The organism is Grimontia sp. NTOU-MAR1, from assembly GCF_035758505.1.
Classification (GTDB): domain Bacteria; phylum Pseudomonadota; class Gammaproteobacteria; order Enterobacterales; family Vibrionaceae; genus Enterovibrio; species Enterovibrio marinus.
Genome location: NZ_CP142109.1, coordinates 1,400,605 through 1,427,209 on the forward strand (window position 1 = coordinate 1,400,605; position 26,605 = coordinate 1,427,209).

Here is a 26,605-nt window from a genome sequence, read left to right on the forward strand (position 1 = left end):
CCCGCAAACCGATAACAACATAGATACAATTACTCCAGCAATGTTGTACAATCAGTTTAGCTATTCTTATACAAAGCAAGACGCATAACCTTTACGTTCTCTTTTAGAACGTTATTTTGCAGCGGGCTCGCTAGAGACGGCGAGTCGGGAAAGGAACAACTGTATGACAGGGCTTCTCAAAGCAACTAATAAGAAAACCAAACCTACAAACTCTAAATTAACCCAGGATGACATCGTATACGGTCATATTTTTGATGCCATTCTGGAACAGCGCCTACCACCAGGTACAAAGCTCAGTGAAGAAGCATTGGGCGAAATTTTTGGCGTTAGCCGTACTATCATCCGACGCGCATTACTCCGACTATCAGTAGAGCAAGTCGTTAGTACGCGTCCTAACCGTGGCTCCATCGTTGCGTCACCAACAGTTGACGAAGCGAGGCAAATTCTAAAAGCGCGTGAGGTAATGGAACTCGCGATCGTAGAATTGGCCGCTCAAAACGCGACCCCAGAACAAATCGCCAAGTGTCGTGCCATGGTGGCAGAGGAAAATGAAGCGATTGCGAAACATGATACTGGACGCAGCATACGTCTTTCGGGCGAATTCCACATTGAGCTGGCAGCGATGGCAAACAACCTGCCATTAATGAGCTTCCAGCGCAGCTTGGTTTCTCAATGTTCTCTGATCATTGCTCTTTATGAGTCATCCAAGAAAACACACTGCTCTTGCGATGAACACACCCAGTTACTTGATGTGATTGAAGCAGGAGATAAGCAAGCTGCTATTGCCTTAATGAAGACTCACCTCGATCACATCAATTCCAAACTGAATCTTCACGATGATTCTGGCAGTCAAGATCTCCACGCTGTGTTTTCCAACGTGCTGAAGAAGAAAGCCTGATTTCCAACGATCTGTTTATTAAGCGGCCTGAATGTCCGAACATTCAGGCCGCTTTTTTATCTGTAATTCACCAACCTGTTTATCAAAATAGAGAAATCGTAACGATCAATCTCACAGATTGTATACAATAATTGCTTACAAACTCTTCTCATTTTACTGAAAAATCACTACTAAACCCTGTTTTTATTGAATATTTATTTGTTAAAGCAACGACAATGAGTTGTTAATAGAAAGTTGACCAATCGGTCAGGAATGACTAGGTTGTAATTAATGGATACGAAAACGTCATGGAGGTCGTGTGATCCGTTTTCTTTTAAATCAGACTTTGCAGGAAGAGAATGATGTTTCTCCAAACCTGACAGTGTTGAACTACCTGCGCGAGCATGTGCGTAAGACTGGTACCAAGGAAGGATGTGGTTCAGGTGATTGTGGAGCCTGTACTGTCGTCTTGGGTGAAGTGGTTGATGGCAAGCTGGAATACCGAAGCGTGAACTCTTGTTTGACCTTTGTTTCCGCACTGCACGGCAAGCAACTCATCACAGTAGAAGACTTACGCACAAAAGACTCGCTACACCCCGTACAACAGGCCATGGTTGATTTTCACGGTAGCCAATGTGGCTACTGTACACCGGGCTTTATCATGTCGATGTTCGCGCTCACTAAAAACCAACCCAATGCGGACAAAGAAGATACTTATGAAGCATTGGCTGGCAACCTTTGTCGCTGCACCGGTTATCGACCCATTGTAGAAGCTGCACTGTCGCTGAGTCGGGAAATACCGATTCGCGACCAGTTTGCAGAGTACGAGCGTGAAACGATTGAAAAGTTGAATGCGATTGGGAAACCCGAACTGGAATATCACGCAGACGGCAAAACAGCATTCACACCGACTAACAGCGATGAACTCGCAAAAACGCTGATGGCACACCCCACCGCTAAGCTGCTTGCAGGTGGTACTGACCTTGCACTGGAAGTGACTCAGTTTCACCGCGATATCGACAAACTGATTTATCTTGGCCGCGTCGACGATATCAAAACCGTTAACGAGACCGACTCCCACATCGAAATCGGTGCCAATGTGCCTTTCACTGATGTATATCGAGCATTAGAACCACACTACCCAGACTTCGGCGCGCTGTTACAACGCTTTGCGTCCTTACAGATTCGTAACCAAGGCACGATCGGTGGCAATATCGCCAACGCTTCCCCCATTGGTGACGGACCTCCTCTGCTGATCGCCTTGGGCTCAACCGTTATTCTTCGCCGCGGTGAAACGGCGCGTGAAATATTGCTCGAAGAGTTCTTCAAAGATTACAAAGTGACAGCATTGCAGCCTTCTGAATTTGTACAAACGATTCGTGTGCCAAAACCACAGCCTAATCAGGCATTCAAAGCATACAAAATCTCGAAGCGTTTTGATGATGATATTTCGGCTGTTTGTGGTGCCTTCAAACTGACTTTAGAAGGTGACACTGTCACTGACGCTTGTGTCGCTTTCGGTGGCATGGCTGCCATTCCAGCACGCGCCACACATTGTGAACAGGAACTTGTTGGTAATCCGCTGAGTGCGGCCACTATTCAAGCCGCAATGTCGGCGTTGGAAAATGACTTCTCGCCAATATCCGACTTCAGAGCGACAAAGGAATATCGCGCTGAAACTGCAGCGAACCTGCTTTACCGTCTGTTCACAGAACTCAGCTATACGGCTGATGGAAAGAAAATTGAAACGAGGGTGATTCATTATGTCTCGTAAAACGGCCCCAGCCATGACCATGGAAGAAATGACCGCACAAGCGAAAGCTGGATTAGCAACTGGCGTCGGCAAATCGGTAAAACATGAAAGTGCTGAAAAGCAGGTATCAGGCGAAGCGCTCTACATTGACGATCGCGGCGAATTCCCTAATCAGCTTCATGTATACGCGCTGATGAGCCCACATGCTCACGCGAACATTACCAAGCTTGATATCTCACCTTGCTATAAGGTACCTGGCGTTCGTACTGTGATCACTGCAGAAGATGTGCCGGGTGAACTCGACATTGGCCCTATCCTTCCCGGCGATCCTATGCTCGCTGACGGCAAGGTTGTTTACGTCGGTCAGCCTGTGATTGCTGTTGCCGCTGACAGTCTCGACAATGCTAGAAAGGGTGCAGAAGCCGCCATCGTTGAATACGAATTGTTGCCTGCCGCTCTTGATGTGGAAGAAGCCTTGGCGCAGGAGTTGTTTGTTACCGATAGTCATACCCAAAAACGTGGAGATTCAGTATCAGCCATTGCTAATGCAGAACACGTGCTGGAAGGCTCAATCCATGTCGGCGGTCAGGAGCATTTCTATCTCGAAACCCAGGTTTCAAGTGTTGTCCCCACTGAAGATGGTGGCGTGATTGTTTACTGCTCCACCCAAAACCCGACAGAAGTGCAAAAACTGGTTGCGTCCGTGTTGGGTGTTTCTATGCACAAGGTATTGATCGATATGCGCCGTATGGGGGGTGGCTTTGGTGGTAAAGAAACACAAGCCGCTGCACCAGCCTGTATCGCAGCCGTAATTGCAAACCAAACAGGTCAACCGGTGAAGTTCCGTTTACCGCGCCGTGAAGACATGATGATGACAGGTAAACGTCACCCCTTCTTTAATCAATACAAAGTGGGCTTTGACGACAATGGCGTGATTCAAGGAATTGAAATCGTGGTATCGGGTAATGCTGGCCACTCACCGGACCTGTCTCGGTCAATTGTGGACCGCGCCATGTTCCACTCTGATAACGCATATTACCTTGGCAATGCTACGGTAACCGGGCATTGTGTGAAAACAAATATGGCGTCGAATACAGCGTACCGTGGGTTTGGTGGCCCGCAGGGTATGATGACTATCGAACATGTGATGGACACCATTGCCTGTCACCTCAAGAAAGATCCTCTCGAGGTACGTAAAGCGAATTACTACGCGGGAGAAGGTCGCGACGAAACGCACTACTACCAGAAGGTCGAAGACAATTTCATTCACGAAATGACCGCCGATTTGGAAATGTCGTGCGAGTATGAAAAGCGCCGAAAAGCCATTACGGAATTTAACGCCAACAGCCCTATTCTGAAAAAAGGCATTTCTATCACACCTGTGAAATTCGGTATCTCTTTTACCGCCACATTCCTTAATCAAGCCGGCGCGTTAGTCACGGTTTATACCGATGGCAGCATCTCGCTGAACCATGGTGGCACCGAAATGGGTCAGGGCTTGAACACCAAGGTCGCGCAGATCGTTGCAGAAACCTTCAGTGTGGATGTCGGTACGATTCAAGTGACCGCAACCAACACAGAAAAAGTACCGAACACATCGCCGACTGCAGCATCATCCGGTACTGACCTGAATGGTAAAGCCGCGCAAAATGCCGCACTCACCATCAAAGAGCGAATGATAGACTTTGCATCCTCGCACTTTGATGTTTCTCCGGAAGAAGTGGCATTCAGTAATGGCATTGTGTCAATTGGAGACAAGCAAACCATGACGTTTGCTGACTTCACCGAACTGTGTTGGTTTAACCAAATTTCGTTGGCGGCATCTGGCTTCTATCGCACACCGAAGATCTTCTACGATCACGAAAAAGGACGCGGTCGCCCTTTCTATTACTTCGCTTACGGCGTCTCGTGTTCAGAAGTGATCGTCGATACCCTCACAGGCGAATACAGAGTGCTGCGCACCGACATCCTTCATGATGTAGGCGCATCGCTTAACCCTGCGATTGATATTGGTCAGGTCGAAGGTGGCTTTATTCAAGGAATGGGCTGGCTGACCACCGAAGAGCTGGTTTGGAATGACAAAGGCCAGTTGATGACCTCAGGCCCTGCCAGTTACAAGATCCCCGCTGTCGCTGATACACCGGAAATATTCAACACCCGCTTGGTAGAAAACCGCGCCAACCCAGAAGACACCGTCTTCCATTCTAAAGCGGTCGGCGAACCGCCGTTTATGTTAGCCATTTCGGTGTGGAGCGCTATTCGTGATGCAATCGTGAGTGTGGCTGATGAAAGCGAAATCCCTCACTTGCCAGCACCAGCAACACCTGAGCAGGTATACAACACCATCAAACAAGCGCGAAAAGGCAAATCGCCTGTGTCATTCACGCTGTAAACGCCGGGAAATGGAGGTCAGTGATGTTTAAAGACAATTGGATCCAGGCGCTGGCAGAGTTTGAAGCCAAAGGCACGCCCTGTGTGATGGTCACGGTACTCGAAGACAAAGGCTCGGTACCCCGCGGGGCAGGCACAAAAATGCTGGTGACTGAGAATGAAGTTATCGCCACTATCGGTGGTGGTCACCTTGAACATGTCGCGATGAAAGCCGCGCAAGAGATGCTTGCTCAAGGCGAAAGTGACATGAAAGTCGAGTGCTTCAATCTTGGCGCTCGCCTCGGCCAGTGTTGTGGAGGCATGGTCACACTTAGCTTTGAACCTATTGGACAACAACGCCATATGCTGGCGCTATTTGGCGCGGGACATGTCGCCAAAGCCATGGTCCATATTCTGGCTACTTTGCCATTCAAAGTGATTTGGATTGATGAGCGTGAAGATCAATTTCCTGGTGTCATTCCTGACAACGTGGAAATGCGCTTAACGGACGATCCTGTTGGCGAAGTGTCCACGCTCCCGACTAACAGTATGTATCTGGTACTCACTCATAATCATCAGCTGGATTTCGATCTTTCGCGCGCCATTTTGAAACGTGGAGACGCTAAGTACTTTGGCCTGATTGGTTCCCTATCAAAACGCAAACGCTTCGACTATCGCTTAAAAGAACGTGGCTTCGATGATGCAACCATCAATACCATGATTTGCCCGATCGGCATCGACGCGGTGAAAGGAAAACACCCGGCGGAGATCGCCGTATCTGTAACAGGTGAGCTTATCGCTTGCTATCAGGGTGAACAGATTGCCAATAAGCGCGAGTCCTCTACCCATTCAGCATCACAAAAACAGGCTGAGAAACTCTCTATTCTTAAACGAGAGCCTGAAGATAACGATAATAAAAATAACGAGAAAATAAGGGCATAAAGGAATGACAGACCCAAAAGCTCATCCGGCAAAAGCCTTTCGCGCTGCCATATTACATAGCCTTGCCAACCCAACGGACGTGGGCTTGGAAGACTCTTATCAGTATTTTGATGATGGCGTTCTGCTGGTTGCCGATGGTCACGTAGTGAAAGTCGGTCACGCTGACGATATCCTTCCTTCGCTCGACCCCAGCATCGAAGTGGTCGTACTCGAGAACAAACTGATCACACCGGGTTTTATTGATACCCATATCCACTACCCTCAAACCGGGATGATCGCCGCTTATGGTGAACAACTTCTAGACTGGCTGAATAACTATACCTTCCCAGAAGAAAAACGCTTTGCTGATGTGAATTACGCTCGAGAAGTTGCCGTACAGTTTCTTGATGAGCTCGCACGAAATGGCACGACAACGGCGTTAGTTTTCGGCACGGTCCATAAAGAATCCGTCGATGTCTTTTTTCAGGAGTCGGAGAAGCGAAACCTTCGGATGATTGCCGGTAAGGTACTGATGGACAGAAATGCACCTGAAGATCTGACCGACACCCCCGAGTCTGGCTATGAAGACAGCAAAGCGCTGATCGAGAAATGGCACAATAAGGGGCGTTTGCATTACGCCGTGACACCACGATTCGCGCCCACCAGCACATCTGAACAACTACGTTTAGCAGGCAAACTGCTTGAAGAGTATCCCGATGTTTATATGCACACTCACCTCTCTGAAAACCAGAAAGAAATTGAGTGGGTGCAGGAGCTTTTCCCGGAAAGTAAAAACTACCTGGATGTCTACGACCAACACGGATTGCTTTCCAGCCGCTCGGTTTTTGCCCATGGTATTCACTTGTGTGATGGCGAGTGTAAGAGGCTCTCAGAAAGCGATTCGGCGATAGCCTTTTGCCCTACCTCGAATCTGTTTTTAGGCTCCGGCTTGTTCCCGCTTTCCGAAATGGAAGCCAAAGGAATTAAAGTAGGAATGGGAACAGATGTCGGCGCTGGCACCAGCTTTTCACTACTTCAAACCATGAGCGAAGCTTATAAAGTCATGCAGCTCCAAGGTAAAAGGCTACACCCTTTGAAATCGCTGTATCAGGCCACATTAGGTGGTGCAAAAGCGCTCTCTTTGGATCATCTGATTGGTAATTTCGAATCAGGAAAAGAAGCTGATTTTGTTGTACTGGATTTGCATGCGACCCAGTTAATGAAGTTCAGGATGGAGCACGCCCAGTCATTGGAAGACAAACTCTTTGTGCTAATGACCTTGGGTGATGACAGAACTGTATGTGACACCTATTCCTATGGCCAATCTGTTTACAACCGTTGAACAAACAATCTGATAATAAAAGGCCTCTGTCAGCAGCGCTCTGCCAGCATGCAACAAGAGGCCTTCTTTCTCTTCACCATCTACTTCATCTTGAACACAGAGCAGCACGAAGGGCCATTGGATGGTCATTGTTCATTTGTAGTAAATCCCAGAGATTGCCATACAAATCTTCAAACACAGCGACCGTGCCGTAATCTACCTCTTTCGGTTCACGGACGAACTTGATTCCCAGCGCCACCATTCGATGATAATCACGCCAAAAATCATCAGTATTCAAAAACAGGAATACCCTGCCACCAGCTTGGTTGCCGATGAAATTGCGTTGTTCAGGTTTCGACGCCTTTGCCAACAACAAGGTCACGCCATTTGAACCTGGTGGGGACACTACAACCCAACGTTTATCCTGCTCTGGCTGATAAGTATCTTCAATCAATTCAAACTTCAGCTTGTTCACGTAGAAATCAATCGCTTCGTCATAGTCTTTCACGACCAAGGCAATGTGGATAATGGATTGCTTCATACTTCCTCGTTCCTTCTAGAGGATACTTCTCCAAAACACTATTAGAGCACGCCTTGAAAAATACTTTCCTCAATTAGTCCAAATAAAACCTCCCAAAGAAGGATTTATCGAAACAAAGGGCTTAACTAGTATCAAATTCACCGCTCATAAAAACGTAAATTCAAAGGGTTAAGGATGAATGCAATGAAGATTGTTTTACCTCTAGTACTTACACTTTCAACAGTTCTGTCATTTCACGCAGCAGCAAAAGGCAATCTCTCCCAACGTGCAACAGATTTACCTGAGTTGGTGCTCGGAACTGATGATGCAGGCTTCGCCATTTCCCAAAAGGAGTTCCAAATGGAGACAGGCAAAGCCTATGCGCTGACGATATCCAGTACTGGCTCAAAAGAATGTGCGTTCGAGGCACATAGCTTCTTTGATAATGTTTGGATGCGGAAGGTAGAAGCTGGCGGTATCGAGATCAAAGCGAATGGATTCTATGAGATCGAATTTGAAGATGAAGGCGAAGTGGAGCTTTTCTTTGTCCCGATCAAGCCGGGCAAATACGCCTTTGAATGTGCTGGATTTGCCAGTAAAGGCATGGCGGGAACATTTATCGTTGAGTAGCTTTCGATAATACTACATAAAAAGCACTTGGTGATCGGCCCACCAAGTGCTTTTTTTATTCCGACTAGCTCATTTATTGAGCAATAGAACTTTAACTCAATGTTAAAACTCAGATCTCATTTAAACAGGGTTAAGATAACTAATTAGTACATCTTTAAGGTGAAGTATTCATGTAGTTGTCTATACAATCTTAAACAACGTGACAGTTGGCAAGGTGTTGTCGCTGGTTCGCAAACGATTGCCCAACACAGCCACATCCTGCCTTGTTAACGGGATGTATCTATCTATTTTCCCACCTGAACACTCACCACCTCATCTATCAGCAAAAGGCAATATATACCCATATGTTTTACATGTGATTGCATCTTGAGAATTAAAAACACCGTTCATATAATGCCGCCGAATTGATTGTCCGGACGATGATTCGCAAAACAAATGCATTGGGCTTGGATGCTCTATAAGGATTAACAAAGCGCCTTACTGGGATGTTTTGGTGTTTTAGTATATTTGGGATTAAAAAGATGCGAGCAGGAAGTATCAGCCTTGCACTGGCTTTGGGGTTAGTCGTTACAGGTTGTGGCGAGGACAAGTCAAATTCAGGTAACACAGCAACAACAGTGAATATCTATCAGTCCATAGATAATTGTGAATTCACATCAGCACAGGACGTGAATAACTGTCCTTTAAACAAAGGGGTTTACGTTCTTAACTTTGACCCTTCCAATATTTCTGCTTCAGAACATCAAGCCGTTGTAACACGGGTCACCAATATGATGACTTGGGCAAGCCGTGATGTTCAAAATGCTTTTAACGCCAAAACACTGGTATTGGGCGTCATTCCCTCTCAGAACGATGTTGATCCCTCATCACCAACACCAGCAGGAGAGTTTGTTGTTAACCTCGCCTTGAACGGTAAAAGTGTGGTCAATGGCGTTGAGTTACTGTTCACCCAAGATGGCGGTATCAACGAGACGAACGGCCCAACGACTTACCAGAAAATGATGCAGCTTTTTGATTACTACATTGACGATCAAACGCTCGCAGGTGATGAGCTGGATACGGCCTATGTCGCCTTCAATATCGCTATCCCTTTTGTTGCGGCGCAGGCAAATGCTCAATCTGTAGTGCTGCCGCATATCTCATCTTATGACTATTGTCCTTACTCCAATGGTCAAATCCCATCATGTACCAATGACCCTGACCAAATTCACGAAGCTGCTGGAGTCGACATGAACCCTGGCGCAGTAGCCGGCACGGTCTACGAGTATATGGTTGAAGGTTCAAAAACTTCACCGCTTGGAGAGCTTGAAATTAATGACGGCAGCAAGTTCATCAATAAGGGAATTGTTGGCACTGATGATCCAACGCTGTTGCCGCATGAAGTTCTTAGAAGCTGGGAAAACCCCGCTTTCATTCCAATGGTTGAATACCTGAACAAACACTTCTTTGTGAATCGTTAAAAGAGTTCACGCTGGATTTGGCACCCATTTTTACTGGGCGGTATTGGTTCGCCCTTATTTTGCAAGTAGGGAAATAACATGAAAAAACTCGTATGCGCTATCGCACTATCAGTCGCTCTGACTGGCTGTTCCACGCCTTTTGATGAAAGCGCAAAGTTCAATGCATTCAATGCTCAAACCAATGTCACCACAATGGACAGCGTTGTTTCTTATCATGGTGAACCTGATGAGATCATTGAAGCTACTGATACCACTGTTTACGTTTATGAGTACCGCGAAACCGTCGATATTATTCCGTATTTCATGTCTACCATGGCCTTCCGATCGCGCGCTTTCACCTTCGATAACGAGACTAAAACACTGTTGAAAGTCACTGACTAAAACGAAAAAGCATCCGCTGAGTCACTCAAGCGGATGCTTTCAAATACTTTACCTATTTACGCGTTAGCTTTCGAAGCTAGCCATTGCTCTAGGTTATCTGCCCCGCCGATGTATTTTCCGTCCATCCAGATTTGAGGAACGGTAACCGGCGTTTTCTCACCAATGATGGCTTTTACCTCCGGGATCATGCGATATAAAGCGGCGCTTTCAACCACCACATCGTGGTAGTTATATTCAATCCCGGCTTCCGCCAACATTTCTTTGGCTTTCACGCAATACGGACACGTTGCTTTGCCATAAACAATGTTGCCTTGCAGGGTGTCACGCTTCGTCCACTCCTTGATAACAGATTGAACAAGTACGCCCCGATTAAGCGCTTCACCCTGGCTCACAACCTTACCTTCTACCATCAGGATTGGCGCATGCCATGCCCCCACTTTCAGTGGTTCCCACCAATGCGAAAGCCAATCTTTCACTTCCAGTTCGATAGGTACATCACTGAGCTCTTTTTCAAAGGTATCTTTCAGGATGTCTTTAGTCAGCGTGCATTCCCCGCATGGGATTTTCACACTGAAAGGTCCCCAACTGCCACCCCAGCGATATAGCGTTACTTTGATTGGCTTGGCCACTACGTCTTACTCCTTTAATATGGCTGATTTAGATGCTCTCAATAGGCTCACCAATGAGCTTTGTTATAGAAATCTCTCTTCGAGCGTGGAATCTGTGTTAAATAAAACAAATCATGGTTATATAGACCCTAGGAAACCCATTTTCATTACATAGATTTGTGAGGCTTGATGAGCTGGCAGCCAATATTCCTGTGCTTACCAGTGCGACGAGGGTTTCTATCGAACAAGAAATGATGATAACCGTGTCACCGTTTACGCAGACGTTGGTATGGAAATAGAGCCCTATGCCTTGTAAAATTTGCCTCGAATTGAACGCATTGATGACATCTGAATGCGAGCATCTTCAGGTCGTTTGGGTATATATCTCAATCAAGGTGACAGATTGGCAACGTCCACCCTATTCGGACAACACTGCTTTGATAATCCCGGTATAAAAGGATTTTGGTTTAACCATACTTTTTGACTGCCTGATTTTCCTAACAGTTTGGATTTGCCGGCTATGTTTTAAGGCTCAGAGACACAGGAGACGTAGTTATGAACACCAGGATGTGTCGAGTTTGCAGTATTATCATATAGCAACACTCTCATGAAACCGTGACTGAACACAGTCCCAGCCCAATAGTAGTGTGCCGTTGGCCAACCGTATCTAGCATACATTCCCTGTGTGTGAATGTTCTCATAGGCATACAACGCTTGGAGCTCAGATAATGTCGCTCTCCGCCAATCTGACTGTCCGGCAAAGTTTTCCGAATTAAGTTTGGTACACCACCGATCATACTGGCTATCAACACCCGCGGGGTCATTTGGCGGAAGTGTGACCCCATTCCCCCACTGAGTAAACAGAGCAAAACTCACACCACTTGGACCTCGTGAGCCATTCTCAGTATAGGTAGCCGCATAGGTATCACCCATGTTCGTGCTCGTTGAATCGATGGTGTAACCCAAATGCCCAATAACAGCCATTGAAGGCGTACTCGTAAACCATTTAGTTTTTAAATCATTTGAATCAATAATTTCCCTAACTTTAAGGCAGACCGCATCTAAGTTGCTATTACTAGTATCATTAATCCCACCCCCCGGACTTGTGCCCAATGGTTGACCACTAACATGTCCACATACACCAAAAGCAGGAAACGGTATATTTACGATAACACTAACAGAATTACTTGATATTCCGCTCTCAGAGGCAGATATTGAGGCTGTTCCAGCCCCTATGCTGGTTAAATAACCAGAAGAGTCAACTGTGGCAACCGCTGTGTCAGATGAAAACCATGTGACACTGGAACTCGTATCCGAGGTTGTCGCGTCGCTATATGAACCCAACGCATTTAGTTGCATTGAATCACCAACGTCTAAGGTCACAGTGGCAGGCGAGATCTGGATCGATGTTAACAACGCAACAGTGATGGTAAACCTCGACTTATTACTTTGCATACCGTCTAAGGTTGCATGAATTTCGGCCTGCCCTAAGTCAATGCCTGAAACCATCCCAGATTGGCTAACTGTTACTATGAGATCATCGGAGCTTTGCCAACTGACTTTATCTGTTATGTCTTCCGTTGTCAGATCGCTGTATCGGGCGGTGGCCTTTATTTGATGTTCCAGACCTTTCGCTAACCCAAAGCTTGTCGGATTCAGTTGTATCTCAGTGAGAGACACTTCATCAGTATCTTCTTTACCTTCGAGCACGACACCTAGAAAGCACCCAGACAAACTCAAGGAATAACAAACATATACCAATGTTTTGTAAAACATACGTTCGCTCCTTGTGTACACCCTTCAAAGAACATTTTTACATTTTCACTTACTATCATTTATTACTTAACGACCAATTCTTTTATAAATATAAGTGCATATCATGAGTTTTGATCGTTTACCTTGCTGATAGATCCCTCAAGCCCGTCGATTAGTACTGATAAATGTGTTTAATATGTATTCTGATATAGGTCAGTAACAAAAAAGGCCGATAATATATCGACCTTTTTCAGTATTTCGTTGGAAAGTTATGGACTACACCACACACTCTTTTGCCGCTTTAGCTTTTTCAACACCTTTCTCAATCAGTGATTGTGTGTCTTCGTTGCCAATAGCTGACATAAATTTGTTCAGCAGCTTCTCTGCCGTACTTTCTGAAGTTGCATTAACCAAACACGCATAAGATCTCGCTACTTTTTCCTGAACGTCCGCAACAACCTCTGCATTGGACAAATCAGCAGTAAGCGCCTCTTGCATCGAGTCAGTAAACTCTTTCATATACGCCGTCGCATCTTCCAGCGAATCTAAATTCAATTCGCTCAAACCCACGGAGTCCATATTATCTTTAATGCTATCTACCGCACTGTTTGCAACTTCTTGCGCTTTATCAATCACCTCATTGGCCTCTTCACAGCCTACCAGCGCGAAAACAATAGCCGCTGAAACAATCGTCTTTTTCATCATAATCCGCCTACGTTGGGATAGTTTGCATACGTTCAATAGTCACGCCATCTTAATGCAAGTCGTTTCACAATATAAGGCGAATTTAGTAACCGAAACCTAGAAATTGTTTCGCTGTTTTTGTCACGGGTAAATCTTGGATTTACGACTAGTTAAATCTGTTATCAAGTATTAGCGAACAAGATTTCCGCCCCAATTCCCAGTCAAGATTGTCAGTAAACACAACGGCGTCACCCTGTCACAAACAAAGACTTAATTCGTTCCAAATGAGAAAGTCAACCGCAATGACATTAACTTATCTTATTGTATTTAATAATTAAATTATTTCATTTACCTTTTTCTCAATTATTGTAAACATAAAATAAATATTTTTGTAAACAATATAATTAATTATTGTTAACAATTTGGTGAATAATGAAAATCAGACTTATCAACCCAAACACATCTGAGTCCATGACTATGAAAATGGGGAGCGCCGCGAGCAGTATTGCTTCAAACAGCACCCAAATTGTTGCCGTAACCCCAAAAGATGGCCCCGAATCAATTGAATCCCATTTTGACGAGGCGGTCAGCGTTTTCGGTGTGTTGGATGAAGTCAGGAAAGGAGAGCTAGAGCAAACGGATGCCTACATTGTCGCTTGCTTTGGCGATCCAGGTCTTTATGCCGCAAGAGAGACAACAAGGGCACCTGTTATCGGTATTGCAGAAGCGTCGTTTCACCTGGCAACAATGATCAGTTCACGCTTCTCTGTGGTCACCACATTGGCAAGGACAAAAATCATTGCTGAGCATCTGCTAAATAACTACGGATTCTCAGAGCACTGCAGACGTGTTCGTGCAGCAGACATACCCGTCTTAGACCTTGAAAAAGAGGATGGAGGTCGCACTCTCGACATCATCATTTCTGAATGCTTGCGCGCAAAAAAGGAAGACGAGATAGGTGCCATCGTTCTTGGTTGCGGAGGTATGGCAGACCTGACTCCAATTATCAGTAGAGAAGTTGGTATCCCAGTGATAGAGGGCGTAACCGCCGCTGTGAAATTAGCGGAAAGTTTAATTTCTCTCAATTTGACCACCAGCAAATACGGTGACTGGGCGTTCCCCCCGCAAAAGACGCTCAAAGGCAGCGTACACAGCCTATCTATCACAGATTCATATCAACGGCTTAATCGTCGATATATTTCCTCATGAAGTGTTAACCTTTTTAAATAAGGAGAAGTAAATGCACAGCTCAGATATCAAGGAAGGCGGAGCAAATTCTGCGGCAACAAAAGCCGTAGGAGAAGAATCATTAGCCCCACAAGACACGAGAATAATGGGTCGTCTCTCATACTTTCTCGCTTGGTTTGGTGGGTGCGTGTCTATCGGCACATTTGCTATGGGTTCTAGTATCGTTGGTACGCTCAACCTATTGCAGACCTCACTGGCAATAGGCATCGGGTGCTTTGTTATTGGTATAGCTCTCGCTATCAATGGGGAAGCTGGCTACAAATACGGCATACCCTTTATGGTGCAGGCAAGGTCCGCTTTTGGGTTTACAGGAACTCGTTTACCCGGCGTCGTAAGAGCAGTTCCTGCCATTGTATGGTATGGCTTTCAATCTTGGGTTGGCGCGGGTGCACTGAACGCTGTGTCAGCAACGCTCTTTGGTTACGACAACATGGTGATGTACTTTGTACTCTTCCAGTTCCTCCAGATTGGCCTGTCAATATTCGGTTTCCAAGGCATCAAATGGCTCGAAAACATTGGTAGCGGGTTTATCCTAATCTCGCTCGTCTATATGTTCTTTAGTGTGATCAACAAATACGGGGATGAAATCACGACGAACCTCGTCAACATTGAAGGCACTTGGGGCGTTGAGTTCTGGAGCGCGACCATGCTGTTTCTCGGCATATACAGCACAATGATGTTAAACGTCAGTGACTATTCCCGTGAACTTGAAAAAGGGACAGGCAAAGGGCTTCTCACGACAATCTATGCGATGTCCATTCTACCCTGCACTTTGTTTATGGGGCTGATAGGTTTAATGGTCTCAGGCGCAACCGGTGTCTCTGATCCTATCATGGTATTTTCAAGTGCGGTCGACAACAAACCTCTTTTAATTATCACTCTACTGTTCATCGCCTTTGCTCAAGTCACCACCAATGTCCTCAATAATGTTGTCCCACCGACGTACATCTTGATGGATATGTTTAAGATGAAGTTTAAAACAGCGACCATCGTTGTTGGACTCGCTGCATTTGCAACTTTTCCTTGGGAACTTATCAAAGAGGAATCAGCAGCAGGACTTCAACTGTTTGTTCAGACGTATTCTGCATTCCTCGGGCCGATTTTCGCTGTACTTGCTGTCGACTATTACATTCTGCGTAATCGCACTTTGAATATTGAGTTGCTCTATGATGAGCATGGGCCCTATGCCGGCATAAACTGGGCAGCAGTGATCGCTTCAGGTATCGGAGTTATTTTTGCGTTAATGTTCTCATCAGTATCTTGGTATGCGAGTTTGATTCCTGCGGGGCTCTCATACTATTTACTGATGACTCAGTGGGATGCTTGTAAGCGGTTCAGGGAATAATTTGAGTTTCTTGATGGGGATGACAATTGTCAGGTGAAGCAATTGTCCCCTGTCCTGTTGGTCTTTGGGGGTTGCTAGCCCCCCTTTTTACGACCTATAGAAAAACATCTCGTAACCCAGCGCTGCCATCATCCTCATCCGTCAACTTCAACTGGGATTCAATCGCTAACAAATGTATTTCCATTAACTCAGCAGCCTTTTCACCATCGCCTTCACTTAAAGCAGCAATCAACTCATCGTGATCACACTGCAACCCTAATGAGCTCGGTAAAGTTTGTTTTTTATAAAGCGAGATAATAAGAGACGTTCTAAAAATGACTTCGCGGAGTAATTCTGTTAGAACACTTTTTTCGGAAAGCTCACCGAGCAACAAATGAAACTCACCTGATAGTCGAATACTTAACGCTTCTTCGCCCGCTTTTTCTGCCTGATGCTCCTTATCAACATGGTTTTCGAGTATGGCTTTCTTTTCTTTGTTGAAAGACTTCGCCAGCTCCAAAACGATGTTCTTTTCAATCAATCTGCGCGCTTCGAAGACTTCCTTCGCCTCTCGGATATCTGGCTTGGCAACAAAAGCACCACTGTTAGGCACAATATTCACCAGTTTTTTAATCGCCAACCGCTGTAAAACAGTTCGAACGGTTCCTCGGCTTGCATCGAACACTTCGCACATTTCTTCTTCCTTGAGGCGAACCCCAGGTGCAAGCTTACGCTCGAAAATGGCCAACAAAACTTTATCGTATATGGCTTCAGCAGGATTGCGTTTTTGTTGATTTGGTTTTTGATTTTGCATCTGTACAAAGTTACTCGGGTACTAATCATTTAGTCCATAAATAATAATCGGTTAATACTGCCTAGTGTGTAACATCGTTGGACAAGTAAACAATTTTTTATCCCAAACCGACGAATTCCTTAAGCTCGCCAAAACACTCACTACTTATAGGCGTTACCTAATCAGATTAGTCAACGAAGTCTAAACACTGCAATTTGGACTTACCTTGATAAAGAAGTCGGATGAAATACATTTCCAACTCATTGTCCATGTCCAATCCCAGTGAATAGTCTCCTTCCACCAGCTCTTCGACGGCCGATTGCCAGAAGCCCAGAACATCAATGTTTTCTTTCATAATTCGAATTTGCCAGTCACCGAATCGCTGATCTAACGCTGCAGCCAACGCTTTTTTGCCTACCCCTTTGCCTTTGAATTTACGCAAGACAAAAAACTGATCGATATCCCACACAGCAATGTTTGGTGGGTAGCGTCGAACCAGCACAAAACCCGCTAACTCTCCGTCAGAGAATATGAAATAGGGATGATGGTCATCACGAAGCCAATACGGATTAAGCGTTTCGGATTTGAAGGCGTATTTACCGTCACTATCAAGGCTTAGCCCTAAAGGTTGCGAAAACTCATAGACATAGTAAGAAAACAGATTCTCCAGAACATGCCGCTCTCTGATATCAATAGGCTTAAGCGAAACTATCATTCGCATTCCACCCAATAGCGAGCAATTGGCCAGTTGTTCACTTTCCCAACAATTGTATTCTCATACTTGCCACCATTGGTTTGAATGACTTTTTGAGACGCCAGATTATCTTCATCAGCCGTAATCAAGACTTTGGGTATGCCGAGTGATTTTGCCCTTGGCAAGGCAAGCTTTAACATGGTGGTACCATGCCCCTTCCGGCGATGTGACGGCGTGATATCATAGCCAATGTAGCCACATTCCAACGCAAGGAAATCATTGTCTATGTGGTGTCGAACGCGGATAGCACCAAGGATATTTTGCTCTCTATCCATTAGCCAAAAATGGCTACAAGGAACATAACCATCCTGGAGGTTGAGACCCTCGGATTCATCAAGCAGCCTCTGAACATAGCGCTTGAATTGCGTTTTACCTTCCTGGTAATACGCCGAATTCTCCACGTCATTGTTGGCGAAATCGTCGTAAAACGTATTAAACGCTTTTTCAAACTCAAGCGCGGGTACCACTAGTTCCATGTATCTCTCATCTGTTTGTTGTTAGTCCAGCAACCATGCCATTGCTTCATCATATTCTGTGAAAGTTTTCACTTCTCCACTGATAAACCAGTTTCCTACTTTTGCAGCGCACTCTTGCCCTTCATGCGTGCCATAAAGTGCGACTTTGGCAAAGTTCGAACCATGGCGAAGCCCAAGCTTAAAGTCGTCCCATGCTGCGCGAAGTTCCCAACCTTTAAATTCTGTCGCATCAAAGAAAACATTCACCGTCGGGTGTTCAACTTGCTCTAGGGCTGCATTCAGCATCGGCACCAATTGCTGATAATCCCCATGCGTCAATTTCCCCATCGCTTTGATGGAGAGATACACATCGCTTTCGACCCTTTCCAGGCCGATTGAAATTCCATGCTGGCTCATCATTTCATCTCCAGTTCACTTTGAGTGAAACCAGTATAGTGATGAATTTTCAGGCACCTCTTTCTAAAAAAGTCAGGATTATGCGGTTTGTTAACGCGAGTCCAAAATCAATGCTTATCAATTCATCAAAGGACGTCTTACAGAATGACATATTGCCGATAAGAATACGGAGGTTTTACTGACTATTCAGGTTATTGCAGGAGATGTTGCTCACACCTCAGCTCTCACCGATTAAATTGTGGGCAAATGCTGAGATGGATTTTGTTATGGAAGATGTCAGACTGTCATTCAAGCCAAGGCGCGGGCTTGTCTTTATCAAATTCAAACGCCTGTATCGCCACTTCTTGAGCGCTGACTTCCAGTACTCCTTGTTGAACCAAAACGTCAATGGCTGCAAGAATAATGTTGTAGCGATCAACTTCGAAAAATGCGCGCAGATTTTTGCGTTGATCACTTCGGCCAAAACCATCAGTCCCCAGTGCCACACAATGTTGAGGGAGATACTGAATCACCATCTGAGGAACTGCACGAACATAGTCAGTTGCAAAGATTGTGGGTTGTTCTGTACCCAGCATCTTTTGTAGGTGAGATTTTTCTTGAGGCGAACTCGGGTTCCTTCTTCTGTTTCTCTCTATGGATTCCGCCTCTCTTGCCAGTTCAGAAAAGCTCGTGGCGCTATACACAGCAACCTTAATACCAAACTCCTCCTTCAAAAACTCGGAAGCATAAATCACTTCCATCATGATGGTTCCTGCGCCAACAAGATTAATCACCGCATCAATTTCAGAATAGGTTTCGAGTCGATGAAGACCTTTGATGATGTCAGTTTGATACTCCGTTTGTGAGGAAGGATGAGGATAGTTTTCGTTCATCAAGGTGATGTAATAGAACTCGTCGTGCTGTTGCTCCATCATTCGCTTGGCACCATGATCAATAATCACCGCCAGTTCATATGCAAATGCCGGGTCAAAACTTTTGCAGTTAGGAATGGTGGAGGCTATCAGTTGGCTGGACCCATCCTGATGCTGCAACCCCTCTCCTGATAGGGTCGTCCGCCCTGACGTTGCACCAAATAAGAAACCTCTGGCGCGCTGGTCGGCAGCAGCCCAAATCAAATCACCCACACGCTGAAAGCCAAACATTGAGTAATAGATATAGATCGGCAACATCGGCAAACCGTGAATCGAATATGACGTAGCGACGGCTGCCCAGGAAGAGATCGCACCTGCTTCTGTTATCCCCTCTTCAAGTAATTGACCACTTTTCGATTCGTTGTAGTAAAGCATAGAGCCAGCATCTTCAGGCTCGTACTGTTGGCCATCAGGAGAATAAATCCCGATTTGCCGAAACAAACCATTCATGCCAAAAGTTCTCGCCTCATCCGCGACAATAGGAACAACACGGGGCCCGAATTCCGGCGCTTTCAACAATCCACTCATCATGCGGACGGCTGCCATTGTCGTCGACATCTCTTTGCCGTCAGCTTCCATAGCAAAATTGGCATAGCTGGTTATATCAGGAACAGAGACTAAGGTTTTCTGCGGCGCAGTTCTGACACGCTTTGGCATATAGCCACCCAGCGCTCTCCGTCGTGCATGCAGATATTGGATTTCTTCACTGTCAGAAGCTGGGGTGAAGATATTCAGGGACTCAATATCCTGATCAGATATGGGCAGCTTAAAACGTTCACGGAACTGAAATAGCCCTTCGAGGTCGAGTGACTTAGCTTGGTGCGCTATCATCCTTGACTCCCCAGCGCTTCCCATACCAAATCCTTTTTTGGTTTTAGCAAGAATTACCGTGGGTTGGCCTTTGTGTTTTCTGGCTGCATGAAAAGCCGCGTATAGCTTTCTGAAATCATGCCCTCCTCGCTTGAGATTATTGATTTCAGCATCTGACCAATGCGCGACTAACGCTGCACTCCGCGGATCGGTGTTGAAGAAGCTTTCTCGGTTGTAGTCTCCGTCTTTTGCGCCAAGATTTTGGTACTCACCATCCGTTGTGTTAGCGAAGCGTTGAAGCAAAATGTTTTCTTTGTCCCGAGCAAAGATATCATCCCATTCCGATCCCCAAAGCACCTTAATAACATTCCAGCCAGCACCGATAAACAGAGACTCTAACTCTTGAATAACTTGCCCATTCCCCCTTACCGGCCCATCAAGCCGCTGCAAATTACAGTTAACGATAAAGGTCAAATTATCCAACCCTTCTCGCGCTGCTAATGTAAGTCCCGCTATGGATTCAGGTTCATCCATTTCACCATCACCGAAGACTCCCCATACATGTCGATCTTCTGTACTCAACAGGCTTCTTGCTTGCGCATAGTGCATATAGCGCGCTTGATAAACCGCATTAAGTGGGCCAATTCCCATCGAGCCAGTTGGAAATTGCCAGAAGTCTGGCATCAGCCACGGGTGCGGATAAGAACTGAGGCCACCACCAGCGACTTCCTGACGATATTTACTCAACTGCGCTTTGGTTAACCTACCTTCTAGATAGGCACGGGCATAAATTCCGGGTGCGGAATGAGGCTGGTAGTAAACGAGATCGCCTCCAAAATCATCAGTACGTGAGCGAAAGAAATGATTAAATCCCAGTTCAAAAATCTCTGCGGCCGAAGCATAACTTGCTATATGCCCGCCCAACCCGCCATAGGCTTCATTCGCTTTAGCAACCATCGCCAGAGCATTCCAGCGCATGATTGCAGTGAGGCGGTTTTCAATCTCTAAGTCACCGGGATACACGCCTTGTCGCTCGACAGGTATGGTATTTCGATAGGCGGAGAACGGTTTTTCGTTCGCTCCCATCCCTTCCATTCTTGCTTGCTCTTCGAGCTTCTTGATAAGAAACGAGGCTCGCTCATTCCCTTGTGATGATTGAACGCTTAGCAATGAATCGATCCACTCCTGTGTTTCGATAGGATCGGCATCAGTTAAACCTTGCGTTTGATTTCCTTGCATACAATTCATCCTTCAAAGAAAACGAGAAGCAACCGCTTTGCCCTCTATCTGAAAATCGTAACAACAAGAATTTGAAATGTGCTTTCTAATTGAAGGTCTATATTTCAATCAACACTAATTTTTAGCGATGTTGATGAATTTATAATTCATTGATAGAGAGTTTTATGAAAGATATTTCCAGCGACATGCTCGATCGCATTGACTTAAAAATCCTGCGAATGCTGCAAGAGAACGGACGCTTTACTAACGCTGAAATCGCCCAACAGGTCAATGTTAGCGCTGCCACCTGCCATCGCCGCACGCAGCGACTGTTTGATGAAGGCTATATCAAAGATGTCAGAGCGATGGTGGACCCAAAACGTTTGGGCTTTGGAACATTGGTGATTGTTGGGATAGTACTGGACCGCTCTACGCCAGAGGCTATTGCTGAATTTGAACATGCAGTGGAAGGCATCGAAGCGATATTAGACTGCGACTTGGTTGCTGGTGATTTCGATTATTTGCTAAGGATCCGCGTGAAGGATATGCAAGACTATCACCATCTACTTGCCAAGAATCTCATTGCACTACCTGGCGTCAGGCAGGCAAGAACTTTCTTCGTTGTGAGGGAAGTTAAAACCAATGCGAGGTTAAAAATATAGGTTAAAAACAGTCGGGATGCAGGCAACCCGACTGCTTGAGCCTTGGGTTATTTCGTCGCGGTTTTGCTGATTGCACCAAGTACTTTAGACACTTTCTCCAGTACCTTTTCACAACCTTCCATGTTATGACGCTCTTTCAGATACATTGGGTCGTTGTAGGTTAGCCAAACATTGTTTTCCGCGTCTTGGCTAATCAGCATTTTTTGTGGCAAGTCGATCGCCACGCTTTGTGCACATTGCATCAGAGGCGTACCAACCTTTGGATTACCAAAGATGATCACTTCTGTAGGACGTAGTTCCAAACCCACTTTCTCGGCGTTAGCAGCATGATTAATGCGTGCAAACTGGGTGAGTCCTTTTTCCTTCAAAAACCCTTCAATATTATCCGCCGTTTGAGCAACAGAATGAGCACTTTGTATTTTGATCAATCCGTTATCAGCGTGCACTGAAAATGCCACCATCATTGAAGCCACCGCAGCCACTACGTATCTTTTCATTGTCGTTTTCCTTTCTCTGTTTCTGTTCTAAGTTTTCCGTTCGTACACAGATATGAAAACTCGCTTAAAAATTACAATCGGCTTTCTGTTTTGTAGGCCCTGCCACAAATAAAAAAACTCAACGAGGTCTCCCCCGTTGAGCGCGTATCAATCGTATCGCTAATAACCAGTGGCAGTGGTCAACGACACATTGGTAAATACCCAAACATCCTGAAGGTGCTTGAGTATGATAATTCTGCTAACTACTTAATCGCGTCTTTACTTCACCAAGGTGCCAAAACTGTTTGCTTGTACGTTCAGCGTTGTTCCATCACTGAATCGTACGGTCTTGGCTACATCATCATAGTTGTAGACAAGATATGTCATTGTATTACCGTTCTTAAAGGCAACAGCCGCTGGGTAATCTGCTGTCAATTCGCCCGTTCCGGTTTCAAGTTGTCCCAACGCCTGCCAGTTGTATATCCAATGGTAGGTATGGGCTTTTGACTCCCCCTCTTCCGGAATGTAGTTGGAGCCTACGGTTTCATAATCTGCGATAGACGCATCAGCATCTGTCATCGCCCAAAGGTTCCACCAGATATCTCGCCAGTGGCCATCCAGCAAACCAGAAGGTTTACGGTTTGAAGATTCTGTCAAACCCAGCTCGACATAATCTTTCATGTAGTCAGCATGTAAACCAACATGGAATACCAATGGGTTCAGCGGTAATCCCTGAATTCCAAGAATGTGCGCAAAGGCAGGGCTGAACCAGGTCGAGAATGAAGCGCCCTGTCCCCAGATTATCGACGTTGTGATCTGGTTATAGTTATCTGGGAAATTGTCATAGCTGTCGCCCAGATCTGGGTAAGACGGTGAGGCATTTCGGTAACCATCAAGGTTGTTCCAATATTCCCAATACGTCGCAGCAGAGGAAGCGTGTAGATAGATACCTTTGTCTACCAACTCTTGGTCACCTTTAATTAACCCATAAAGGATGATGGCACCGTAAGAGTTTGCCGCTTCAGACGTTGATTCGTTGTTGTTACCCAACGCAAAGTTCGCGTGGCCGGACGCCCAGGAGAAACCATTGGCCGGATCGAAATTACGCAAGTATGGGAACATGTCATCACCTTTGCTCGCTGCGTAATCGCGGATCAGCAAATCAACCATTGGCCCATACTGATCTTCACCACACCATGATTTATCTGTGCGACAAACTTCTGCAGCAGCACGGACAAAGTAGCCATAGTGGAAGTGGTGGTCATTGAGTTGTTGGTGTGCGCCAAACGATTCTTCAACACCTAATAAGGTCGTCCATAACTCGTCATAAACAAAGTACTTAACGGTATCGAGATCTCCAGAAGTATCAGCGGTAAACCAATCTTCCAGCTCACGCTTCAACCAAGCGGTTAAGGTGTTGGCTTCTGATGTCATACCGATATCACGCGCAATAGCGATAATTTCGGCAGCTTTACCATAGCTCTTACCCGACCAGTAAGTGTCTGTGTAAGGGTTCCAGGAATGCTCTCCACCGTTCATGTACTCGGTAACAAGAGTACGTAAAGTGTTCAGACCGAGGTCTGCAACATTCGGTAGGAATGGCAAAACCCCCACAAATGGCAGTGTGTAACTGAAGCCGTTAGTTTGAGCGAACTTGGTGATGCCGCGAGTACTGCGCACGCTGTATTGTGTCGGCATTACATTGCTGTTTTTCCAATGTAGAGGCTGCATACCAGCAAGTGTTTCGATTGGATTACCACTTGCGTCAAGATATACATGTGACACCGTCACTTCATTATTTGCATGGTTAACCGAATAAGCTATCTCGACATCACGAACAACCTGGCGGGCAAGACTTTCGAAATAAGATGACTCAGCACTGCTTGGTGTGCCAGCTGATGGCAACAAAGCTACTGTCATTTCTTTTGCTGAGTTACTGACCGTAATGAGATTGCCTGAGACGTTACTGAAAGTGGTATTACCCTCACCAACAATTAGGAAGCTGTTTCTGTTGCCTGCAATATCCGTCCATACACCCAAAGATTGGCTGTTTTGATAGAAAGTGCCTTTCTGGCCTCCATCAGAGCTGTTCGTTTTGATCTGGAAATCACCGTCGTAAGACTTGAAATAGACATAAGGTGAACCATGTACAAAAGTGGCTTCCATCACCGGTGTTGCACCTGACCACCATTCAACCGTCATTGCACCATCGCTATGGTCTTTCAGGTAGCCTTCCATATTGGAATGCTTACTGTTTGCAACCGCAATGCCATCAAATACTTCGTTGAATGGATCCGGCACCACATACTGGAACAAGTTACCCTGCCCTTGCAGTGCATTAGGAATACCCATGATCCTTGCGCCACGTTCTGAAATGCGGGCGGTCACTGGATCAGGCGTAATATAGCCAGCATCGTTCGGGTCACCGATCGTCATTTCACCGTAGAAAGAGACAGATCCCCACCATTTGTGCGTGGCAATCGGTTGGTCTTCCAGTTCAGGAACGATTTGCGGATAAAGCTGCTTTGGCGTGCCTATGTTGTCACACGAAGGTACACCCGGCTCAACAACACCAGCATTCGAAACCCAAAAACCATGGTCTACCGTACAACCATAACCTTCAGGGTTGAATGTGTTTGCCACGTTACCCGCGCCATATTGCGTCACGAAAGCATCTGACGGCAGGTTTTCCAGATAGATGTCTGTGATTTCAACAGTACCATCACCCGCGAACATCAAACCAATCCAAGTCAGGTCGTTAAACCCAGGGAATGGCACTTCCATTTCATACCAGTCGTTACCCAAAGCAACAGCAGTGCCAAGCGAGTAAACCACTTTTGATTCTGAGCTGTTTACACCTTGGATAGACACTTCAACTTGTGTTGCGAAGTCTGATTTGTATTTGAAACGAAGAAGATCAAACCCTGTCGTATCAATAGCGTTTGCAGACTCATTACCCCACGCAGCAACTGCAAATGGAGCTCCCCAACTGCTACCACTTGTTACCTGAATACTTTGAGCAAATTGGCTACCGGTTGGATTCCATACTGCTGTAGAGCCTGAGTTCCAGGCATCACCCTGATGTTCAAATTCGAAAGAAGAAGCAAATGATGAATGGTACACATAGGCGATTTCATTGGAACTCGGTGGTTCTACTGGAGGCTCTACCGGCGGCGGTTCCACTTCTTTAGCAGAAAGCGCGACAGTTACTGACTGTTCAGTCGTCGAGAGATAGGTGATCTGCTGTTTAGATTCATATTCTGTATGAGATACCGAGATCTGATGTGCACCATAAGCCAGACTAAATACAGCTTCACCTGCAGTGTCGGTCTGAAGTGTTGTTCCATCGATTTCAATGGTGGCAACGCTTAGCGTTTCGTTTGTGTCTGCATTGACAACTTTTACGGTCAATTCGCTAGTGTTATTTGTCTCTCCGTTCTCACCTTCTCCGGAGCCACCATCAGTGCCGCCAGAATCTGTACCGCTGCCTTCGCCCGAACCTTCTTCGGAACCAACACCGCTGTCGCCTGAACCACCTTGCTCTCCGGAACCGCCATCAGTATCGCCAGAATCTGTACCGCTGCCTTCGCCAGAACCTTCTTCGGAACCAGCACCACTGCCGCCTGAACCACCTTGCTCTCCGGAGCCACCATCAGTGCCGCCAGAATCTGTACCGCTGCCTTCGCCCGAGCCTTCTTCGGAACCCGCGCCAGTATCGCCTGATCCACCTTGCTCTTCTGAACCGCCATCAGTGCCTGAATCACCGCCGCTATTTTCTCCGCCCTCTGTCACGGTCTGGGTTGATGCCATGCTGACATCGAGAGTTTGAGCAACACTGCCTAAAGTCGTTGTGATCTTGGATGTTTCATAACTATCTTTTTCAACAGTTACGTCGTAGGTGCCGCTGCTCAAAGAGAGTTCAGCAACGCCAGAAGTATTCGTTCGGGCAATCTTGTTATCAACAGTCACCGTGGCGTCACTTAGCGGCGCACGGTCGTTGTCTGTCACTTTGACAGTGAGTGTAAAAAGCTGAGTATCGGAGCCAGAATCACTGTCTCCTCCACCTCCGCCACCACAAGCAGAAAGAACAAGGGTCGCTAACGTTAAAAACAGCAAACGGCAATACTTCTTCAAACCTAAACTCCTTATGGTGTGCACTATAACGACAAAGAAAGCGCTTTCTTTTGGTGCAGTATAAGGATCTACATTTTCTTAACAATCGGGGGTTACCTTTGAATCAAACGATCGTTCGATTTG

The 26,605-nt window shown here is 46.0% G+C and carries 22 protein-coding genes; 11 read left to right on the forward strand and 11 right to left on the reverse strand.

Going from position 1 to position 26,605, the window contains the following annotated elements; genetic code table 11:
• Nucleotides 1-163: 163 nt before the first annotated feature.
• The 5 genes from VP504_RS24430 (at nt 164) to guaD (ending at nt 7,263) form a co-directional block, all read left to right on the forward strand.
• The gene (locus VP504_RS24430; RefSeq protein ID WP_325894616.1) at nt 164-898 is read left to right on the forward strand and encodes a GntR family transcriptional regulator; all 735 of its coding nucleotides are present in this window, start codon (nt 164-166) and stop codon (nt 896-898) included.
• 298 nt (nt 899-1,196) lie between these two features.
• Nucleotides 1,197-2,651: a xanthine dehydrogenase small subunit gene (gene xdhA, locus VP504_RS24435; RefSeq protein WP_325894617.1), complete on the forward strand. Its 1,455-nt coding sequence runs from the start codon at nt 1,197-1,199 to the stop codon at nt 2,649-2,651.
• The gene (gene xdhB, locus VP504_RS24440) at nt 2,641-5,022 is read left to right on the forward strand and encodes a xanthine dehydrogenase molybdopterin binding subunit (protein ID WP_325894618.1); all 2,382 of its coding nucleotides are present in this window, start codon (nt 2,641-2,643) and stop codon (nt 5,020-5,022) included. The genes xdhA and xdhB overlap by 11 nt, the downstream gene beginning before the upstream one ends.
• A 23-nt stretch (nt 5,023-5,045) precedes the next feature.
• Nucleotides 5,046-5,942, forward strand: a complete 897-nt coding sequence (gene xdhC, locus VP504_RS24445) for a xanthine dehydrogenase accessory protein XdhC (protein WP_325894619.1) — start codon at nt 5,046-5,048, stop codon at nt 5,940-5,942.
• A gap of 4 nt (nt 5,943-5,946) precedes the next feature.
• On the forward strand, nt 5,947-7,263 hold the full coding sequence (guaD, locus tag VP504_RS24450; protein ID WP_325894620.1) for a guanine deaminase: 1,317 nt from the start codon (nt 5,947-5,949) through the stop codon (nt 7,261-7,263).
• An 85-nt stretch (nt 7,264-7,348) separates the two neighbouring features.
• Here guaD and VP504_RS24455 read toward each other — a convergent pair whose 3' ends face one another.
• Nucleotides 7,349-7,783: a VOC family protein gene (locus VP504_RS24455; RefSeq protein WP_325894621.1), complete on the reverse strand. Its 435-nt coding sequence runs from the start codon at nt 7,781-7,783 to the stop codon at nt 7,349-7,351.
• 183 nt (nt 7,784-7,966) lie between these two features.
• Between VP504_RS24455 and VP504_RS24460 the strand changes: the two genes are divergently transcribed.
• The 3 genes from VP504_RS24460 to VP504_RS24470 all read left to right on the forward strand — a co-directional run bounded on the left by VP504_RS24460 (nt 7,967) and on the right by VP504_RS24470 (nt 10,233).
• Complete coding sequence (locus VP504_RS24460) at nt 7,967-8,392, forward strand: hypothetical protein (protein ID WP_325894622.1); 426 nt, start codon at nt 7,967-7,969, stop codon at nt 8,390-8,392.
• 521 nt (nt 8,393-8,913) lie between these two features.
• Nucleotides 8,914-9,852 (forward strand): hypothetical protein, encoded by a 939-nt coding sequence (locus VP504_RS24465; RefSeq protein WP_325894623.1) that lies wholly within the window; start codon nt 8,914-8,916, stop codon nt 9,850-9,852.
• A 78-nt stretch (nt 9,853-9,930) separates the two neighbouring features.
• Nucleotides 9,931-10,233 (forward strand): hypothetical protein, encoded by a 303-nt coding sequence (locus tag VP504_RS24470; RefSeq protein WP_325894624.1) that lies wholly within the window; start codon nt 9,931-9,933, stop codon nt 10,231-10,233.
• Between the two features lie 56 nt (nt 10,234-10,289).
• Here the strand turns inward: VP504_RS24470 and VP504_RS24475 are convergent, their stop codons facing one another.
• The 3 genes from VP504_RS24475 to VP504_RS24485 form a co-directional block, all read right to left on the reverse strand.
• Nucleotides 10,290-10,862 (reverse strand): glutaredoxin family protein, encoded by a 573-nt coding sequence (locus tag VP504_RS24475; RefSeq protein ID WP_325894625.1) that lies wholly within the window; start codon nt 10,860-10,862, stop codon nt 10,290-10,292.
• A 504-nt stretch (nt 10,863-11,366) separates the two neighbouring features.
• A complete protein-coding gene (locus tag VP504_RS24480; RefSeq protein WP_325894626.1) occupies nt 11,367-12,617 on the reverse strand; it encodes an Ig-like domain-containing protein in 1,251 nt (416 codons plus the stop codon).
• 255 nt (nt 12,618-12,872) lie between these two features.
• On the reverse strand, nt 12,873-13,301 hold the full coding sequence (locus tag VP504_RS24485; RefSeq protein ID WP_325894627.1) for a hypothetical protein: 429 nt from the start codon (nt 13,299-13,301) through the stop codon (nt 12,873-12,875).
• Nucleotides 13,302-13,712: 411 nt separating this feature from the next.
• On the opposite strand from VP504_RS24485, the gene VP504_RS24490 reads away from it, so the two are divergent.
• Together VP504_RS24490 and VP504_RS24495 are read left to right on the forward strand one after the other, a co-directional pair.
• Nucleotides 13,713-14,489 carry an aspartate/glutamate racemase family protein gene (locus VP504_RS24490; RefSeq protein WP_325894628.1) on the forward strand — a complete coding sequence of 259 codons (777 nt, stop codon included), beginning with the start codon at nt 13,713-13,715 and terminating at the stop codon, nt 14,487-14,489.
• A gap of 31 nt (nt 14,490-14,520) precedes the next feature.
• Nucleotides 14,521-15,873, forward strand: coding sequence for an NCS1 family transporter (locus tag VP504_RS24495; RefSeq protein WP_325894629.1), 1,353 nt, complete (start codon nt 14,521-14,523; stop codon nt 15,871-15,873).
• 94 nt (nt 15,874-15,967) lie between these two features.
• Here the strand turns inward: VP504_RS24495 and VP504_RS24500 are convergent, their stop codons facing one another.
• From VP504_RS24500 to mdeB, 5 genes are all read right to left on the reverse strand, one after another.
• Entirely contained in the window at nt 15,968-16,666 is a 699-nt protein-coding gene (locus tag VP504_RS24500) for a GntR family transcriptional regulator (RefSeq protein ID WP_325894630.1), read from the reverse strand.
• Nucleotides 16,667-16,832: 166 nt separating this feature from the next.
• Nucleotides 16,833-17,360, reverse strand: a complete 528-nt coding sequence (locus VP504_RS24505; RefSeq protein ID WP_325894631.1) for a GNAT family N-acetyltransferase — start codon at nt 17,358-17,360, stop codon at nt 16,833-16,835.
• Nucleotides 17,357-17,875, reverse strand: coding sequence for a GNAT family N-acetyltransferase (locus VP504_RS24510; RefSeq protein ID WP_325894632.1), 519 nt, complete (start codon nt 17,873-17,875; stop codon nt 17,357-17,359). The genes VP504_RS24505 and VP504_RS24510 overlap by 4 nt, the downstream gene beginning before the upstream one ends.
• Nucleotides 17,876-17,896: 21 nt before the next feature.
• Complete coding sequence (locus VP504_RS24515; RefSeq protein ID WP_325895436.1) at nt 17,897-18,271, reverse strand: STAS/SEC14 domain-containing protein; 375 nt, start codon at nt 18,269-18,271, stop codon at nt 17,897-17,899.
• A 284-nt stretch (nt 18,272-18,555) separates the two neighbouring features.
• Nucleotides 18,556-21,231: an alpha-ketoglutarate dehydrogenase gene (mdeB, locus tag VP504_RS24520; protein WP_325894633.1), complete on the reverse strand. Its 2,676-nt coding sequence runs from the start codon at nt 21,229-21,231 to the stop codon at nt 18,556-18,558.
• Between the two features lie 164 nt (nt 21,232-21,395).
• Between mdeB and VP504_RS24525 the strand changes: the two genes are divergently transcribed.
• Nucleotides 21,396-21,872, forward strand: a complete 477-nt coding sequence (locus VP504_RS24525) for an Lrp/AsnC family transcriptional regulator (RefSeq protein WP_325894634.1) — start codon at nt 21,396-21,398, stop codon at nt 21,870-21,872.
• A gap of 47 nt (nt 21,873-21,919) precedes the next feature.
• On the opposite strand, the gene VP504_RS24530 is transcribed toward VP504_RS24525, so the two are convergent.
• Both VP504_RS24530 and VP504_RS24535 read right to left on the reverse strand, forming a co-directional pair.
• Nucleotides 21,920-22,369 carry a DUF302 domain-containing protein gene (locus VP504_RS24530; protein WP_325894635.1) on the reverse strand — a complete coding sequence of 150 codons (450 nt, stop codon included), beginning with the start codon at nt 22,367-22,369 and terminating at the stop codon, nt 21,920-21,922.
• 258 nt (nt 22,370-22,627) lie between these two features.
• The gene (locus VP504_RS24535) at nt 22,628-26,482 is read right to left on the reverse strand and encodes a glycosyl hydrolase (protein ID WP_325894636.1); all 3,855 of its coding nucleotides are present in this window, start codon (nt 26,480-26,482) and stop codon (nt 22,628-22,630) included.
• Between the last annotated feature and the right edge of the window lie 123 nt (nt 26,483-26,605).

What these genes read in the sequence shown, in the direction of transcription:
- VP504_RS24470 (WP_325894624.1), top strand. Translation starts at nt 9,931, where the DNA reads ATGAAAAAACTCGTATGCGCTATCGCACTATCAGTCGCTCTGACTGGC.
- VP504_RS24490 (WP_325894628.1), top strand. Translation starts at nt 13,713, where the DNA reads ATGAAAATCAGACTTATCAACCCAAACACATCTGAGTCCATGACTATG.
- VP504_RS24500 (WP_325894630.1), bottom strand. Translation starts at nt 16,666, where the DNA reads ATGCAAAATCAAAAACCAAATCAACAAAAACGCAATCCTGCTGAAGCC.
- mdeB (WP_325894633.1), bottom strand. Translation starts at nt 21,231, where the DNA reads ATGCAAGGAAATCAAACGCAAGGTTTAACTGATGCCGATCCTATCGAA.
- VP504_RS24480 (WP_325894626.1), bottom strand. Translation starts at nt 12,617, where the DNA reads ATGTTTTACAAAACATTGGTATATGTTTGTTATTCCTTGAGTTTGTCT.
- guaD (WP_325894620.1), top strand. Translation starts at nt 5,947, where the DNA reads ATGACAGACCCAAAAGCTCATCCGGCAAAAGCCTTTCGCGCTGCCATA.
- xdhC (WP_325894619.1), top strand. Translation starts at nt 5,046, where the DNA reads ATGTTTAAAGACAATTGGATCCAGGCGCTGGCAGAGTTTGAAGCCAAA.
- VP504_RS24495 (WP_325894629.1), top strand. Translation starts at nt 14,521, where the DNA reads ATGCACAGCTCAGATATCAAGGAAGGCGGAGCAAATTCTGCGGCAACA.
- VP504_RS24460 (WP_325894622.1), top strand. Translation starts at nt 7,967, where the DNA reads ATGAAGATTGTTTTACCTCTAGTACTTACACTTTCAACAGTTCTGTCA.
- VP504_RS24505 (WP_325894631.1), bottom strand. Translation starts at nt 17,360, where the DNA reads ATGATAGTTTCGCTTAAGCCTATTGATATCAGAGAGCGGCATGTTCTG.
- VP504_RS24455 (WP_325894621.1), bottom strand. Translation starts at nt 7,783, where the DNA reads ATGAAGCAATCCATTATCCACATTGCCTTGGTCGTGAAAGACTATGAC.
- VP504_RS24485 (WP_325894627.1), bottom strand. Translation starts at nt 13,301, where the DNA reads ATGATGAAAAAGACGATTGTTTCAGCGGCTATTGTTTTCGCGCTGGTA.
- xdhB (WP_325894618.1), top strand. Translation starts at nt 2,641, where the DNA reads ATGTCTCGTAAAACGGCCCCAGCCATGACCATGGAAGAAATGACCGCA.
- VP504_RS24430 (WP_325894616.1), top strand. Translation starts at nt 164, where the DNA reads ATGACAGGGCTTCTCAAAGCAACTAATAAGAAAACCAAACCTACAAAC.
- VP504_RS24510 (WP_325894632.1), bottom strand. Translation starts at nt 17,875, where the DNA reads ATGGAACTAGTGGTACCCGCGCTTGAGTTTGAAAAAGCGTTTAATACG.
- VP504_RS24530 (WP_325894635.1), bottom strand. Translation starts at nt 22,369, where the DNA reads ATGAAAAGATACGTAGTGGCTGCGGTGGCTTCAATGATGGTGGCATTT.
- VP504_RS24525 (WP_325894634.1), top strand. Translation starts at nt 21,396, where the DNA reads ATGAAAGATATTTCCAGCGACATGCTCGATCGCATTGACTTAAAAATC.
- VP504_RS24465 (WP_325894623.1), top strand. Translation starts at nt 8,914, where the DNA reads ATGCGAGCAGGAAGTATCAGCCTTGCACTGGCTTTGGGGTTAGTCGTT.
- VP504_RS24515 (WP_325895436.1), bottom strand. Translation starts at nt 18,271, where the DNA reads ATGAGCCAGCATGGAATTTCAATCGGCCTGGAAAGGGTCGAAAGCGAT.